The 14,076-nt window shown below is 67.5% G+C and carries 14 protein-coding genes; 5 read left to right on the top strand and 9 right to left on the bottom strand.

Features of this window, described 5'->3' with window-relative positions:
- Nucleotides 1-91: 91 nt before the first annotated feature.
- On the top strand, nucleotides 92-1,171 hold the full coding sequence (locus tag INQ41_RS00140) for a patatin-like phospholipase family protein (protein WP_193985189.1): 1,080 nt from the start codon (nucleotides 92-94) through the stop codon (nucleotides 1,169-1,171).
- On the opposite strand, the gene INQ41_RS00135 is transcribed toward INQ41_RS00140, so the two are convergent.
- Nucleotides 1,163-1,651, bottom strand: coding sequence for an Lrp/AsnC family transcriptional regulator (locus INQ41_RS00135; protein WP_193985188.1), 489 nt, complete (start codon nucleotides 1,649-1,651; stop codon nucleotides 1,163-1,165). The genes INQ41_RS00140 and INQ41_RS00135 overlap by 9 nt on opposite strands.
- Before the next feature lie 132 nt (nucleotides 1,652-1,783).
- Here INQ41_RS00135 and phhA point away from each other — a divergent pair, with 132 nt between their 5' ends.
- The 3 genes from phhA to INQ41_RS00120 all read left to right on the top strand — a co-directional run bounded on the left by phhA (nucleotide 1,784) and on the right by INQ41_RS00120 (nucleotide 5,341).
- On the top strand, nucleotides 1,784-2,671 hold the full coding sequence (gene phhA, locus INQ41_RS00130) for a phenylalanine 4-monooxygenase (RefSeq protein WP_193985187.1): 888 nt from the start codon (nucleotides 1,784-1,786) through the stop codon (nucleotides 2,669-2,671).
- 66 nt (nucleotides 2,672-2,737) lie between these two features.
- The gene (locus INQ41_RS00125) at nucleotides 2,738-3,802 is read left to right on the top strand and encodes a class 1 fructose-bisphosphatase (RefSeq protein WP_193985186.1); all 1,065 of its coding nucleotides are present in this window, start codon (nucleotides 2,738-2,740) and stop codon (nucleotides 3,800-3,802) included.
- Between the two features lie 207 nt (nucleotides 3,803-4,009).
- Complete coding sequence (locus INQ41_RS00120; RefSeq protein WP_193985185.1) at nucleotides 4,010-5,341, top strand: sigma-54 dependent transcriptional regulator; 1,332 nt, start codon at nucleotides 4,010-4,012, stop codon at nucleotides 5,339-5,341.
- Between the two features lie 13 nt (nucleotides 5,342-5,354).
- On the opposite strand, the gene INQ41_RS00115 is transcribed toward INQ41_RS00120, so the two are convergent.
- From INQ41_RS00115 to INQ41_RS00090, 6 genes are all read right to left on the bottom strand, one after another.
- Entirely contained in the window at nucleotides 5,355-6,740 is a 1,386-nt protein-coding gene (locus tag INQ41_RS00115) for a transporter (protein WP_228076630.1), read from the bottom strand.
- Nucleotides 6,741-6,803: 63 nt separating this feature from the next.
- Nucleotides 6,804-7,661, bottom strand: a complete 858-nt coding sequence (locus INQ41_RS00110) for a hypothetical protein (protein WP_228076629.1) — start codon at nucleotides 7,659-7,661, stop codon at nucleotides 6,804-6,806.
- Nucleotides 7,662-7,673: 12 nt separating this feature from the next.
- Nucleotides 7,674-8,363 carry a C39 family peptidase gene (locus tag INQ41_RS00105; protein ID WP_228076825.1) on the bottom strand — a complete coding sequence of 230 codons (690 nt, stop codon included), beginning with the start codon at nucleotides 8,361-8,363 and terminating at the stop codon, nucleotides 7,674-7,676.
- 135 nt (nucleotides 8,364-8,498) lie between these two features.
- Nucleotides 8,499-10,100: an autotransporter outer membrane beta-barrel domain-containing protein gene (locus tag INQ41_RS00100; protein ID WP_193985183.1), complete on the bottom strand. Its 1,602-nt coding sequence runs from the start codon at nucleotides 10,098-10,100 to the stop codon at nucleotides 8,499-8,501.
- 47 nt (nucleotides 10,101-10,147) lie between these two features.
- Nucleotides 10,148-10,807 (bottom strand): hypothetical protein, encoded by a 660-nt coding sequence (locus tag INQ41_RS00095; RefSeq protein ID WP_228076628.1) that lies wholly within the window; start codon nucleotides 10,805-10,807, stop codon nucleotides 10,148-10,150.
- Nucleotides 10,808-10,814: 7 nt separating this feature from the next.
- On the bottom strand, nucleotides 10,815-11,333 hold the full coding sequence (locus INQ41_RS00090; RefSeq protein ID WP_193985182.1) for a hypothetical protein: 519 nt from the start codon (nucleotides 11,331-11,333) through the stop codon (nucleotides 10,815-10,817).
- Nucleotides 11,334-11,665: 332 nt separating this feature from the next.
- On the opposite strand from INQ41_RS00090, the gene INQ41_RS00085 reads away from it, so the two are divergent.
- Nucleotides 11,666-12,409 (top strand): 2OG-Fe(II) oxygenase, encoded by a 744-nt coding sequence (locus tag INQ41_RS00085; protein WP_193985181.1) that lies wholly within the window; start codon nucleotides 11,666-11,668, stop codon nucleotides 12,407-12,409.
- 15 nt (nucleotides 12,410-12,424) lie between these two features.
- Here INQ41_RS00085 and INQ41_RS00080 read toward each other — a convergent pair whose 3' ends face one another.
- Complete coding sequence (locus INQ41_RS00080; protein ID WP_193985180.1) at nucleotides 12,425-12,856, bottom strand: response regulator; 432 nt, start codon at nucleotides 12,854-12,856, stop codon at nucleotides 12,425-12,427.
- Nucleotides 12,856-13,962 (bottom strand): sensor histidine kinase, encoded by a 1,107-nt coding sequence (locus INQ41_RS00075; protein ID WP_193985179.1) that lies wholly within the window; start codon nucleotides 13,960-13,962, stop codon nucleotides 12,856-12,858. The genes INQ41_RS00080 and INQ41_RS00075 overlap by 1 nt, the downstream gene beginning before the upstream one ends.
- Nucleotides 13,963-14,076 lie beyond the last annotated feature (114 nt).

The raw sequence follows: 14,076 nt of genomic DNA, 5'->3' as shown, positions 1-14,076 counted from the left end.
CCCCGAGGATAAGCCACACGGGCGAGTGGACTGACCGCGTTCAAGCGCCGCGCACTATCCTTGCCGTCCGTCCTTCAATGTGCCTGTCGCCATGCGGCTGAAAACCCTGTTCCGCCCCCGTCACTGGCTGGCCCTGAGCGCGGGCATCGTCCTGGCCGCGTGCGGCGGCAACACCCGGCCCGACCCCGCGCCTGCCATCGCCGCGCCGGTCGCGCCGGTCAGCGTTCCTCCGCCCCGGATCGGCGTGGCCCTGGGCGGCGGTGCGGCCAAGGGATTCGCCCACATCGGCGTGATCAAGATGCTCGAGGCCAACGGCATGGAGCCTGTCGTCGTGTCCGGCACCAGCGCGGGCAGTGTGGTCGGCGCGCTGTATGCCAGCGGCATGGATTCCTTCCAGATGCAGCGCCAGGCGTTTGCGCTGGACGAGTCGAAGATCCGCGACGTGAGCCTGTTCTCCGGCGGGGTGATCAAGGGCCAGAAGCTGCAGGACTACGTCAACGAGCTGGTCGGCGGGCGCACGCTGGACAGGATGGTCAAGCCCTTCGCGGTGGTGTCCACCCAGCTGGAGACCGGCAAGCGCACCGTGTTCGTGCGCGGCAACACCGGTCAGGCGGTACGCGCGTCCAGCAGCATTCCCGGCGTGTTCGAGCCGACGCTGATCGGCGGCCTGCACTACGTGGACGGTGGCATCGTCAGTCCGGTGCCGGTGGATGCCGCGCGCGAGCTGGGCGCCGACTTCGTGATCGCCGTGGACATCTCCACCATTGCCAGCGGCAAGGCGCCGGGCAGCCTGCTGGGCAACGTCAACCAGTCCATTGCCATCATGGGCCGCAAGCTTGGCGCGCAGGAACTGGCCCGGGCCGACATCGTCATCCGGCCGCGGGTCGACGAGATCGGGCCGGCCAGTTTCGAGCAGCGCAACAACGCGATACTGGAAGGCGAGAAAGCCGCAATGGCGGCGTTGCCGCAGATCCGCGCCGCGCTGGCGAAGATGCACAAGGAGCGCGTGGCCGAGGCCACCCTTGCCGCCCGCCAGGCGGCCGCAGCCCAAGCGCGCAAGTCCGCGCAGGACGCGGCCGCGGAGGCCGAGCGCTGCGCGCAGGAGCAGTCGCGCATCGGCAGCCTGCTGCGCCGTACACCCGATTGCACCGCAGGCGCCGACTCACGCTGACGGTCGTCCGGCCGGCAACGGCATCCCGCGGAAGGCCTTGACGGTGCGCAGCACGAAGCTGGAATTGACGTCGTCCACGCCGGACTGGTTGAGCAGGTGGTCCAGCAGGAAGCGCGAGAAGTGGTCCAGATCGCGCACGGCCACCTGCAGCAGGTAGTCCATGTCGCCGGTCAGCGCGTGGCAGGCGACCACCTCCTCCCACTGGTTGACGAAGACCGAGAACCGCTCGATCGCGCCGCTGTCGTGGCGGCTGAGCTGGACCCGCACGAACGCCTGCAGGCCCACGCCGACGCGCTCGGGGTCGACCTCGGCGCGGTAGCCGGCGATGACGCCCTCGCGCTCCAGCCGCTGCACCCGGCGCAGGCACGCCGACGGCGACAGGCGCACCCGTTCGGCCAGCTCGGCGTTGGTCTGGCGACCCGCGCGCTGCAGCTCGCCGAGCAGCTGCAGATCGGTTCGGTCCAGGCTGACGTTTGGCATGATCTTGCTCGCTGCGATTGGTTGACGCACCTATCGTGCTGTCAGGAGGCATTAGGGCGCAACAACGCAATCCGATTGCGCGCGGATGCGGCTATTGTGGTGGTTGACCCCGACCGTCAACGAGGATCTCCCATGGAAACCGCCCGCCGCACCGAATCCCAGCTCACCGACAAGGGTTACGTGCCGGTCTACACGACCGCGATCGTGGAGCAGCCATGGGACAGCTACACCGACGCGGATCACGCGGTCTGGGCGCAGCTGTTCGAGCGCCAGAAAGCCATCCTGCCGGGCCTGGCCAGCGACGAGTTCATCGCCGCGCTGGGGGCGATGGAGATGACAGCCGACCGCATTCCGAAATTCGCCGATCTCAACCCCATCCTGCACGCCGCGACCGGTTGGGAGCTGATCGGTGTGGAAGGCCTGCTGCCGGAGCTGGAATTCTTCCAGCACCTGGCCAACCGGCGTTTCCCCGTGACCTGGTGGATCCGCCGCGAGGACCAGCTCGACTACCTCGCCGAGCCCGACCTCTTCCACGACCTGTTCGGCCATGTCCCGCTGCTGATGAACCCGGTGTTCGCCGACTACATGGCCGCCTACGGGCGCGGCGGCGTCAAGGCCCACGGCATCGGCAGCGACGCCCTGGTCAACCTGACCCGGCTGTACTGGTACACGGTCGAGTTCGGCCTGATCCAGCAAAAGGACGGCCTGCGCATCTACGGCAGCGGCATCGTGTCGTCCAAGGGCGAGTCGATCCATTGCCTGCAAAGCGATGCGCCCAACCGGATCGGTTTCGACCTCGAACGGATCATGCGCACCCGTTACCGCATCGACACCTACCAGAAGACCTACTTCGTCATCGACAGCTTCCAGCAACTGATGGACGCGACCGGGCCGGACTTCGCCCCGATCTACACCAAGCTCGCCGCGATGGACGCGATTCCCGCCGGCGACGTGCTCGACAGCGACCGCGTCCTGCACCGCGGCACCGGCGAGGGCTGGCTCAACGACGGCGACGTCTGAGCTTCGGGCCGGAGCGCGGGCGGCGGCTTACAATGCCGCCATCGCCACTGCCCCCGGAGCGCCACGATGACGCCCAATCGCCCGACCAGCCCCTACTCGCTCACCCGGTTCCTGATCGAGGAGGAGCGCGCCGGCCATATCCGCCCCGACCTGCGCCTGCTGATCGAAGTGGTGACCCGCGCCTGCAAGCGCATCTCCATCGAGGTCGGCAAGGGCGCGCTGGGCGGCGTGCTCGGCGATGCGGGAACCCCGGGCCAGGCCAGCATCAACGTCCAGGGCGAGGCGCAGAAGAAGCTCGACGTGATCGCCAACGACGTGCTGATGGAGGCCAACGCCTGGGGCGGCCACCTCGCCGGTCTGGCGTCGGAGGAAATGGACCACAGCGTGCCGATCCAGGACCTGAGCCCGGACGGCTCCCCGGCCGGCAATTACCTGCTGCTGTTTGATCCGCTGGACGGCAGCTCCAACATCGACGTCAACATCTCGGTGGGCACGATCTTCTCAGTGCTGCGCTGCCCCGAGGGCGTGACAAAGCCGGCCGATGAGCACTACCTGCAGCCGGGCACCGAGCAGCTGGTCGCCGGTTATTGCACCTACGGTCCCAACACGACGCTGGTGCTGACCATCGGCCACGGCACCCACGCCTTCACCCTGGACCGCGAGATCGGCAGCTTCACCCTGACCACGCGCGGCATGCGCATCCCGGAGGAGACGCAGGAGTTCGCGGTCAACATGTCCAACCAGCGCCACTGGCAGCCGCCGATGCAGGCCTACGTGGCCGACCTGCTGGCCGGCAAGACCGGACCACGCGGCAAGGACTTCAACATGCGCTGGGTCGCCAGCATGGTCGCCGACGTGCACCGCCTGCTGACCCGTGGCGGCATCTTCAGCTATCCGCTGGACGCCAAGTGCGCGGCCAAGGGCGGCAAGCTGCGCCTGATGTACGAGGCCAACCCGATGGCGATGCTGGTCGAGCAGGCCGGCGGCGCCGCCAGTACCGGCCGCCAGCGCATGCTGGAAGTGACTCCCACCGGTTTGCACCAGCGCGTGCCGGTGTTCCTGGGCTCGCGCAACGAGGTGGAGGCAGCCGTGCGTTACCACCGCGAACACGACGTTGAAGCCGCGGTCTGAGCGCGACCGCAGCAACGAAAAATGCGCTGTCGGATCCCGGTTTGTCCGGGAATCCTGCCGCGCGGCGTTGTAATCCAGTACCCGGAGCAGTCACCGCGGACATGCCGCGGACCAACCGGGAAGTCGAACCGCATCAGGACGGATACTGCAGTCGGTTTGTAAGGGGATCCGGCCGCGTTTTACCCAGGCGTCAACTTGGGGGAACCCATGGCTGTTGTTCCAGCACTTTCCACGCAGTGCGTAATCTGGTTTGGCAAACCCAAGCGTCACGAACGCGCCGCACTGGGCGCCGCCGGCTGGCAGGTGCGCGCGGCGCGTTCGGATGATGGCATCGGGCTCCGCGCGGGCGACACGGTGGTCGGCCTGCTGGACCTGCGCGACGGAAGCCACGGCTGCCTTGACCGGCTGGAGCGGCTTGCCCGGGAACACGACTACCTCTCGCTGCTGGCCGTGGTTCCGGCGGCCACCGGTCCGTCCCCGACCCGTCACCCCATCCTGGATCACTGCGCGGCGATCCTGACTGCACCGCTCGACGTGCCGCGGCTGATCCAGGCACTGGGCCGGCTGGTGCGCGAACCACGCGTGGATCCTGCCCACGCGCTGGGCTCCCTGATTGGCGCCAGCCCGCCCATGCGGGACATCCACGCCACCATCCGCAAGTTCGCCCCGGTGGACCTGCCGGTGCTGATCACCGGCGACACCGGTACCGGCAAGGACGTCGCCGCGCGCGTCCTGCATGAACTCTCGGCGCGGCGTCGCGCCCGCTTCGCCGCGGTCAACTGCGGCGCTCTGGCACCCAACCTGGTGCAATCGGAACTGTTCGGCCACGAACGCGGGGCGTTTACCGGCGCGAATGCGCGTCGCGCCGGCCTGTTTGAAACCGCCGACGGCGGCACCGTGTTCCTCGATGAGATCGGCGACCTGCCGCTGGAGGCGCAGACCAACCTGTTGCGTGTGTTGCAGGACCACAGCGTGCAACGCGTCGGCAGCCACGAATCCATTCCTGTCGACGTGCGGGTGCTGGCGGCAACCAATCGCGATCTGGAGGCCGCGGTTGCCGCGGGCAAGTTCCGCGAGGACCTGTTCTACCGGCTCAACGTGCTGCGGCTGCACATGCCGCCCCTGCGCGAGCGTGGCGCCGACATCCTGCTGCTCGCCAGTCACTTTCTGAACGCGTACAGGGACAAGAACCCGACCCGGGCCCGCGCCTTCAGCAGTTCCGCGCAGCAGGCCATGCTCGGTTTTGCCTGGCCGGGCCATGTGCGCGAGTTGATCAACCGCGTCCAGCGCGCGGCGGTGATTGCCGAGGGGGAGCTGATCGCTCCGGAGGAGCTGGGCCTATGTGGCCACCCGCCCGAACCGGCCGGGGACGGAGCGCTCGACACGGCGCGCGAGTCGGCCGAACGCGAGACGATCCTCAACTGCCTGCGCGAAAGCGGCTTCAACATCAGCGAGACAGCGCGCCGGTTGAAGGTATCGCGGGTAACGATCTACCGCCTGTGCCGCAAGCACGCGCTCGACCTCGCCCGGCTGCGCTGACTCAGGCGTTGTCTCAGAGCATGTAGGGCACCTTGAACACCAGGCTGAAGTCCGGCGCATCCGGGGTCAGGCCGATGCCCAGCGCGCTGACCAGCGTAGTGTGCTGGCTGAGCGCATAGGTCACGCCCAGATTGAACATGCCGGCGTTGGCGTCGCTGCCGATGATCTTGTTCCAGGGCTGGCCGTCGTAGCGGGTGCGCGCGCGGGCGCTGAGCTTGTCGCTGTAGGAAATGCTCAGACTGGTGCGTTCGTTGAAGGCAAACGCCACGCCGGCCCCGAAATAGAAGCTCCGGCCCAGCTGCACGTCGCCGGGATTGACGGTCTCGGGGTTGTTGTCGAGATCATCGAAACTGTTGCGGAACGAATGGATGTAGCCGAAGTTGCCAAACAGGATCGCCGGATCGGCCGTCTTCACCACCGATACGCCGAAATTGGTCTGCCACACCCCGTTACCGGTGGGCTCCTTTTCCGGCACCGCGAAGCGGATGAAACCGTCGTCGTCGCGCTCCAGCACCTCCCAGGAAATGCCGTACGGCTCGCGTCCCGTGGGCGCGGTCACGCCGAGCGTGAGCACGGTTTCCGGCCAACGCGGGCTTTCCATGAACATCCGGTAGTTGCCGCTCACGGTGAGATCGCCGAAGCCGTGGCCGTAGGTGTCTTCCTGCGCCACCGCACCGGCCGAGCCGCCGGCGCCGCCCTTCTGATAGACGGTCTTGCGTGCAATGTAGGGCACGTCCAGGTTCAGCGTCAGGCGTGGGTTGAGGCCGTAGCGGGCGGCGAAGTTGTAGGTGAGCGTGTCGGATTCGACGTTTTCGATCGCGATGTTGCCCAGGAAGATCGCGTCCAGCGCCAGGAAGCCGGTCAGCGTCAGCTGTTTGCGATCGTAGCGGTTGTAGGAAAGGCTGTTCTCCAGCGTCAGGCGACGATCGAACACGGCCGCGACCTGCTGCTTGACGTCCTCGACGCTGCGTTTGGCCGCCTCCCGGGCTTCTGCCGCTTCGGCCGGGCTGCTCGCGTACCCCTCGCCCGCAACCGGTGGGGTGGTCGGCGCCGCGACCGTTGGCGCTGCCGGCGCCGCCGATCCCACTGGAGGACTGGACGCGACCGCAGGTGCCGCCTGCTGGCGCGGGAGCGTCTTTCCGTCCACCCGCGCCTGCAATGCCTGCACGCGCATGTCCAGCTCGCGCAGCCGGCGGACTTCCTGGGCGTAGCTGCCTTTCAGCGCTTCCAGCTCGGCCAGCAGCGCGCGCACGTCGGCCTGGTCCTGCGCATCCACGGTGGCTGCGGCCTCCGCAGCCTCCGCAGCCTCCGCAGCCACCGGCGGAGCCTGCTGGGCAAACACCGCGAACGGCGCAGTGCCAGCCAGGGCCACGGTGATCGCAACCGGCAAAAGCTTCATTGGCATCCTTCCCCGATCGTCGGACCCGCCGGCGTCGCCATCCCTGCGTGAGCCTGCTGCATCCTAATAGCCCCCCGGTCCGATCCCCCGCGTCAACTGTATCGCCTGCGCCACGTTCTGCGCCAGTTGCGCATTGGCCGCCAGCGGATGACGCACCAGGTCGATCTCCATCCGGTTGCTGACCTGCTGGTGGTCGCTGGTCAGCTGGATCGATTGCCCCAGGCTGCCATTGCGGATCCATTGCTCCACGGCGCCCTGGCCCTGGACCTGCAGCATCACGTTGGCAGTGCTGCCGTCGAAGCCGGCACTCGCGGTGGCGTCGCCTGCATGGGCCGTGGCGCTGCCGTGCGCCGATGCGGTCGCGGACTCGGAGGACACGGGCGCTGATCCGTCCCGCACATTCAGGCGGGTGACGTTCGCGGCGCTGTTGCCGTCACCGGCCACCTGCACGCTCTGGGTCATCCCGGAGACGTTGGCCAGCCCGGCCCCATCGACGCTGCGCACAATGCCGTCGTCGCCGGTCACCGGCGCGTCGCTCGAGGTGATGTTGACCGTCGGCGTGAAGCTGATCCTTGGCCGCCCACCCTGGGCGAAGTCCATGCCCAGCATCAGCGTGCCTTCCAGGGTTTGGCCGGACGCCGTCTGCCAGCTTGAAATCATCGACACACCGAACCAGGCCACCTGGTGGTCGCCCACGGTGTAGCGGCCACGCATGGTTGCCAGCTCCGGGTCGGGAATCTCGGTCATTCCCCGCGCCGCGGGCCGGGGTGCGGGTGCGGCGTTGTGTGCGGCGGGTGCGCGGAGCGCGCCGTCGACGACGCCCGCGCCGGCTACCGGCTCAGCGGACGCAGCCGGTGATGCCATCAGCAACAGGCCGAGCCCGAAGCCGGTGGTGATGAGGTTGGAATAGAGTCGGCGCATGATCGCGCTCCTTCAGAAAAGATCGGCGTGGGTGAAGCCGAAGTCGAGCAGGTCGGCCTCACTGATGGGTCGCTGCATCGCCAGCAAGGCGCGTGCACTCGGTCGTTCGGAGGGCTGCAACAGCGCCGTGTTGCGGTCGAAGTCACTGCCAACAACGACGAATACGGCGCGCGACGGCCACGAATCGAGGAACTCCGCTATCGGTACGCTGCGGTTGCCCAGGATGGGATCGGCGATCTCCACGTATTCGCCAACCACCTGCTTGAGCACGACGAAGTGGCGGAACCCGCGCACGTCCATCAGGACCAGCCCGGGCACGCGCAGCGAGCGCAGCCGGTCTTCGCTGATCCGGTAGCCGCGTCCGCGCATGCCAAGCGACTCGACGTAGCGCTTGATATCCAGCAGCGAGAAGCCGCGCTGGGCCACCAGATCCGCATCGGCGATGCCGAGCATGCCCTGGATCACCGTGGTCTCGTCGGCGTCCAGGTGATAGGCGTAGCGAAGGATCGTCGCGAGAGAGGACGCCCCGCAGCTGTAGTCGGTCTGCTGGCGCACGATGTTGCGGAACCGGCCTTCGCGCATGCTCTCCACGTTGCGGGTGTAGAGGCCGCCGTTGGGCAGTACGCCGCTGAACGCGATCTCGCCGGCCCGCGCCGGGTCGGGCACGCCGTTGGCTGCCAGCAGGCAGCACAGGATCAGCATCGGCCACAGTCGGGTCATGTCATCGCACCGCTTGAAAAGTCAGTTTGAAAGGGAAAGCCCCGCCCCCGGGGGATAGGAGAGCGGGGCTTTCGGACCCGGCCGCAGGGGAGGGCGGCCGGGGTTTACGCTGCCGGTTTAGAGCTCGCCGCCACCGTTGCCGCCGCCACCGCCGCCCGTGGTGGGCTGGGCAACCGCGAGGGCCAGGCTGTTGGCCTGCATGTTGCCGGTGCCCGCGGCGACGTTGACGCCGATGTTGCCCGATGCCGCGCTGAACGCACTGCCGGACAGGCTCGCCGTATTGGTCGCATCAACCGCGATGAAGTACGAGTTCGTGACGCTGCCGCTCAGGCTGGCATCCAGTGCCGCGTACCCCAGCTCCAGGAAGCCCAGGTCACCGGACTCGCTGGATTCGGTCGACCCGGAGATCGAGCCGTCACCTTCAAGATCGACACCGAACGCGAGCGCACCGCCGTCGCCGTTGAAGTCGGAGCCACCCTGGGTCTCGGTATCCAGGTCCATGTGGCCCAACAGATTGCCATTGGTCGGGTGCGCGGAAGTCGGATCGTCGTTGGCGCCGTTGCTCCAGACGTCGGGATACACATCGCCGATCTGGTCGGCAATCCCCGACAGCGTGGCGGTGCTGCTGCCCTCGAAGCTGCCCTGCGAGGTCCCTTCGTAGCCGCCAAAGCCTTCCGCGATGGTGAAGCCGTCCACGGTGCCCGTCATGTCGATTGCGACGGTCTCGCTGCGCTGCTCGTAATGTCCGGCGTTGTCGGTCACGTTGCCCGAGCTGTGCTGGTTGGAACTCACGCTGGACTGCGCGTAGGCGCTGGTGGCCACCGACGCGGCCAGAGCGTTCTTCTGCTGGTTGTTGTTGCCCGAGGCGATGTTGACGCCGATGTTGCCCGAAGCGGCACCGAACGCGTTGCCGCCCATGGACGCATCGTTGGTCACGCCACTGTTGAGGGTGGCGTTGCCGCTGCCGGCCTGGTTGACGAAGATTTCCGCATCGGCCATGCCGAAGGCGAAGCTCGCGTCCGCCGCCGACAATGCCGCGGCGTTGTCCTGCACGTTGTTGTCGCCGGCCGCGACGTTGAACGCCAGGTTGCCGGAGGCATCCGAACCCACGTCGTCAGCGATCGAGGCTTCGTTGGTGAGCATGTCGTTCATGCCCACGTTGTCGCTGGACGACTGGCGGTTGTCGACGATTGCGATGGCGGCCGAATCCAGTTCGATGTCGCCGCTGATGGTCGGGCTGCCGCTGAAGGCGATGTCGGACGTCAGCGAGAGGTCCTTCTTCAGCGAGACCGATACCTGGTGCTCGTTGCCTTCCTTGCGGACGTCGGAGTTCACCACTTCGGTGCGCTCGATGTTCTCGTACACCTCGTTGGAGTCGTAGCGCAGCTTGGCAGCGGCGTCCAGGCGCAACCGGGCGGCGGCGTCCAGCTTGAGGTCCACGTCGGTGTCGTAGGCGTGGTTCTCGGTTGACGTGTAGCTGGTGTCGACAAGCGTCATGACGTCGTTGGTGGTGGTGTTGGTCGTGTCGTTGACCGTGGTGTTGGTGGTATCGGTGTTCGTGTTGGTGATGTTGTTGGTCCACTCCTCGTAGACCACGTGCTGATGGTTGATATCGGCACTGGCGTTCTGGTCATCCACGCTCTGCGCAAATGCCAGCGGGCTGGCGAGCAGCGTGGTGACGGCCACGGCGATGGCGGTTTTGCGGATCCTGGTATTCATTGCTTCGTCCTCTCTCTCTCGGGTGGTTGCCAATGGAACGGAACGGCTCACGGGTGTCCCTGGACGGACAGCGCCAGCTGGTTGCTGATGCTGTTGCCCGACCCCGCGATCTGGTTGAGTTGCAGTACCCCGTCGAACCCCTGCATGGCGGTGGATTCCACCGCGACGTTGCGCGTGCCGGGTCTGGCCACGTCCGGGTTCGGGGAGGCCTGCCCCCCTGCTGACGCGGAGACGCTCGACTGCAGGTTGCCGTCGGACGCCTCGCGTATGCCCTGCTGCGCCAGCGCTGCGGAGACGAGGTTGGTCTCCGCGTTGCCACTACCGCTGGCCTGATTGATCGACAGCAACCCGCTCGCCTGACCGAAGGCCTGGCCGCCGATCGTGGCGGTCGCGTGGGCGGGGCTGTCGTAGTCGTTGTCGGCGTGTTGCTGGTGGGTGCGTGCACTGGCGTTGGCCTGGGTGCCGCTGGCGAAACTGCGCAGGTTGGCCTGCAGGTTGTGGTCGCCCGCTGCCATGTTGGCGCCCAGCGCGCCGCTGGCACCGACGAAGGCGCGTCCGTCGATGCGGCTGCTGGCCAGGTAGTCGAGCATGTCGGCATAGCCGTCGGAGGACTGCGCAGCGGCGGTCGGCGCGCACAGCGCGAGCGCGACGCCGAGCGCCAGGCAGGGCAGAGAAAGCGCGGATGGCATTGCGGGCGAACGGATCATGCCCATCTCAGCCTCCCGGCGGCGGAGCGCCGACAGGCGGCGACACCAGCGGAAATTGCGCCAGCGCGCCGCGGACCTGGTCGCCGACGCCGCGGGTGACATTGCCCACCGCCCCCATGGACACGCCCACTGCCTGGTGGATGCCGTTGCCCGACACCGCGCCGTTGGTGGTCGAGGTCATTGCCCCCAGCGGCGCAAGCGCACGTCCGGTGACCTGGGCGACGACCGGGGACGGCCCACTGGTGCTGCCGGCGCCCAGGCTGGCGTACTCTTCATCGGACAGTTCGCCCGTCCCCAGTGACTGGTCGATGTTCCGCTTCGGCGACGGCTCCACGATCAGCGCCATGCCCGGTGGCATCGGCCGAACCGCGTGGCGGGCCGAGACGTTGCGCAGGATGACCATTTCGCCGTGCCTGGCCTGAACCCCCTTGCGGGCGCCGGATGCCGACGCGGTAGCGGGCATCAGCACCAAGCTGGTCAGCAGCAAGGGCACCCATATCGCTGGTGTGGTGATGGCATAACGCATGTCTTACCCCCAGGTTGGTCCGGGGGATGACGCATCTTGCGTGCCAACACCATAATTCGTTGTAAATCAACCGCTTACGATAATCGCACCGTGAACGCCGGGTAAAGCTGTCACATCGCTGTAACGGTTGCCGCGGGGAACACAACGATGAGCTTGCAGGCGCCTGCCCACTGCAGAGTTCGGGGATGTGTCTGCGATGTAACACCCGTTTCGGCGACGCCATTCAACGCATGCGTATGGTCGAGCTGCGGCCCGGTCGCCGGAGTCGCCGTCGAAATCCGTGCGGTGGGGTGCGACCATGAGGCAACCGTCGCAGGGCCACTGGAGTCCGCATGCTGTCAAGCCATCGCGATACCGAAGTCACCGCCGGGGGTCCCGGCAACGAGGACTTCATCCACGTCCGCCACGATTGCCTGGCCCGCGACTGGTGCAGCAATCTGGTGCAGCGTTTCGAAGCCAGCGCGGAGGTCCGCCCCGGTGAGGTGGGCGGCGGCGTGCACACCGACCTGAAGGACAGCCTCGACCTGACCATCAGCGGCCGCCCGGAGTGGCGCGATGTGGAGGCGTCCTTGAACGCGGCCATGTTCACCGCCCTGCTGGAGTACGTGCGGCGCTGGCCGCACACGCTGATCGCACCGTTGATGCTGGAGGTGGCCGATGCGGACGGGGGCCACCGGCGCCTGACACCGGAGCGCATGCAGGCCATGGAGGACGGCGAGCTGGCGCCGATCGTGCGCACCGTATTGCGCCCGGGTGCCATCAATCTGCAGCGCTACCGCGCCGGCAGCGGCGGCTACCCGTACTGGCACTGCGAGCTCTACCCGCGTGATGCCCAGGCCGAGACGCTGCACCGCCACCTGTTGTGGACGGCCTACCTCAATGACGGGTTCGAGCAGGGCGAGACCGAGTTCCTCTACCAGCAGCGCAAGGTCGCCCCGCGCACGGGATCGGTGTTGATCGCACCGGCGGCGTTCACCCATACCCACCGCGGCAACCGGCCCGAACGCGGCGACAAGTTCATCGCCACCAGCTGGCTGCTGTTCCAGCGCGCCGAGGCGCTGTACGGCGCGGGCTGATCGGAATCGCGGCCCTCAGGTACGGGCGTGGTTGAGCACCAGCCAGTACAGGCCCACCTGCTTGACCGCCCAGACGAACTGCTCGAAATCCACCGGCTTCTGGATGTAGCTGTTGACCCCCAGCGAGTAGCTGGCTTCCACGTCGAAGGGCTCGGTGCTGGTGGTCAGCACGACCACCGGCAGGGTCTTGGTGACCGGATTGGCACGCACCGCCTGCAGCACCTCGCGCCCATCGACCTTGGGCAGGTTGAGGTCCAGCAGGACGATGGACGGCAGATCGTTGGGATCGCGGTCTGCGTACTTGCCCCTGGCGAACAGGAAGTCGAGCGCCTCTGCGCCGTCGCCCACCACCACCAGCTGGTTGGCGATCTTCGCCTCGTCAAACGCCAGACGCGTCAGTTCGACGTCGTCGGGGTTGTCTTCGACCAGCAGGATGACCTTGTTCATCAACACGACTCTCCGGTTGTAGCACCGGCGGGCTGCGCCACCGGCAATTGGATGTGGAACACACTGCCGGCGTCCGGTTCGGATTCGGCATCGATGCGACCGCCATGGCGCTCGGCGATGCGCTGTGCGATCGCCAGGCCGAGGCCGTCGCCGGCTCCCTCATCAGCGCCGTGCAGGCGCTGGAAGGGTTCGAACAGTTTGTGCCGGTAGCGCATGTCGAAACCGCGTCCGCGGTCGCGCACGGATACGCGGAGCATGCCATCGGCGTGCGTGCCGGCCACGTCAACGGTGACCGGCGCCTCGTGGCGAGTAAAGCTGCGGGCATTGTCGACCAGCTGCGCCAGCATCGCTTTCAGCAGGCGCTCATCGCCGCGCGCGGTCAGGCCGGGCTGCACCGTGAACACGAACTGCCGGTCGGGGTGGGCGTCCTGTTGCTCGGCCGCCACCCAGTCGACCAGCATGCTGAGGTCGACCACGCCGTCGCGCAGCTGGGCGGTGGACGCGCGCGACAGCTCGGTCAAGCCATCCAGCAGGCCGCCCATCCGCGTTGCCGCGCCGCGGACGCGGGCCAGGTGGTCGCGCGAGCTTGGGTCCAGCGAACCATCCAGCTTGCGCTCGAGCAGGCCGGCAAAGGTCGTGATGGAGCGAAGCGGCGCGCGCAGGTCATGGGCGACCGCATCGATCTGCGCCTGCAGCTGGCGACGCGTCGAGTCCAGCGCGTCTGCCTTGATGGCGGCGGGGTCCTCGCGCAGCTGCACGACCAGCGCGCAGGCCTCACCGGCGCTGTCACGCATCGCCGCGATGTTGAGCCAGGCCGGGAAGGTGCCTGCGCCGCGACGGCAGTCCAGTGCGCGGTCGATCACCTGCACATCGCCGGCGATCAGGGAGGCCAACGCCTCGCGCAGTGCATGGACATGGTTCGGCGCGACCGCGGCAAACAGGGTTGCCGGCAACGATCCGTCCGCGCCGGCGAGCAACTCGCGCAGGGCCGGGTTGGTCTCCTGCCAGGTGCCGTCCGGGTGCGCGATCGCCATGCCGACCGCAGTCGCCGCCATCGCGGCACGGAAACGGTCGTCGGCGGATGTAGGGAACGCGGTGGGCAACATCGACAGGGTGGTTGAAGCGAGGCCCGGATTGTAACGTTCCCGCCCGTGATGGAGCGGTGGTGGCTCCGCACCGGTCCGCGCGCCGCGCAAACACCGGTTCTAACGCACAATGCG

It is taken from the genome of Lysobacter ciconiae, assembly GCF_015209725.1.
Lineage (GTDB): Bacteria > Pseudomonadota > Gammaproteobacteria > Xanthomonadales > Xanthomonadaceae > Novilysobacter > Novilysobacter ciconiae.
The sequence above is the reverse complement of the archived record's forward strand: the minus strand, read 5'-3'. Positions and strand labels throughout refer to the sequence as shown.

Excerpts from the sequence above, each read along its gene's own strand:
- INQ41_RS00140 (WP_193985189.1), top strand. The coding sequence starts at position 92 with ATGCGGCTGAAAACCCTGTTCCGCCCCCGTCACTGGCTGGCCCTGAGC.
- INQ41_RS00135 (WP_193985188.1), bottom strand. The coding sequence starts at position 1,651 with ATGCCAAACGTCAGCCTGGACCGAACCGATCTGCAGCTGCTCGGCGAG.
- phhA (WP_193985187.1), top strand. The coding sequence starts at position 1,784 with ATGGAAACCGCCCGCCGCACCGAATCCCAGCTCACCGACAAGGGTTAC.
- INQ41_RS00125 (WP_193985186.1), top strand. The coding sequence starts at position 2,738 with ATGACGCCCAATCGCCCGACCAGCCCCTACTCGCTCACCCGGTTCCTG.
- INQ41_RS00120 (WP_193985185.1), top strand. The coding sequence starts at position 4,010 with ATGGCTGTTGTTCCAGCACTTTCCACGCAGTGCGTAATCTGGTTTGGC.
- INQ41_RS00115 (WP_228076630.1), bottom strand. The coding sequence starts at position 6,740 with ATGAAGCTTTTGCCGGTTGCGATCACCGTGGCCCTGGCTGGCACTGCG.
- INQ41_RS00110 (WP_228076629.1), bottom strand. The coding sequence starts at position 7,661 with ATGCGCCGACTCTATTCCAACCTCATCACCACCGGCTTCGGGCTCGGC.
- INQ41_RS00105 (WP_228076825.1), bottom strand. The coding sequence starts at position 8,363 with ATGCTGATCCTGTGCTGCCTGCTGGCAGCCAACGGCGTGCCCGACCCG.
- INQ41_RS00100 (WP_193985183.1), bottom strand. The coding sequence starts at position 10,100 with ATGAATACCAGGATCCGCAAAACCGCCATCGCCGTGGCCGTCACCACG.
- INQ41_RS00095 (WP_228076628.1), bottom strand. The coding sequence starts at position 10,807 with ATGATCCGTTCGCCCGCAATGCCATCCGCGCTTTCTCTGCCCTGCCTG.
- INQ41_RS00090 (WP_193985182.1), bottom strand. The coding sequence starts at position 11,333 with ATGCGTTATGCCATCACCACACCAGCGATATGGGTGCCCTTGCTGCTG.
- INQ41_RS00085 (WP_193985181.1), top strand. The coding sequence starts at position 11,666 with ATGCTGTCAAGCCATCGCGATACCGAAGTCACCGCCGGGGGTCCCGGC.
- INQ41_RS00080 (WP_193985180.1), bottom strand. The coding sequence starts at position 12,856 with ATGAACAAGGTCATCCTGCTGGTCGAAGACAACCCCGACGACGTCGAA.
- INQ41_RS00075 (WP_193985179.1), bottom strand. The coding sequence starts at position 13,962 with ATGTTGCCCACCGCGTTCCCTACATCCGCCGACGACCGTTTCCGTGCC.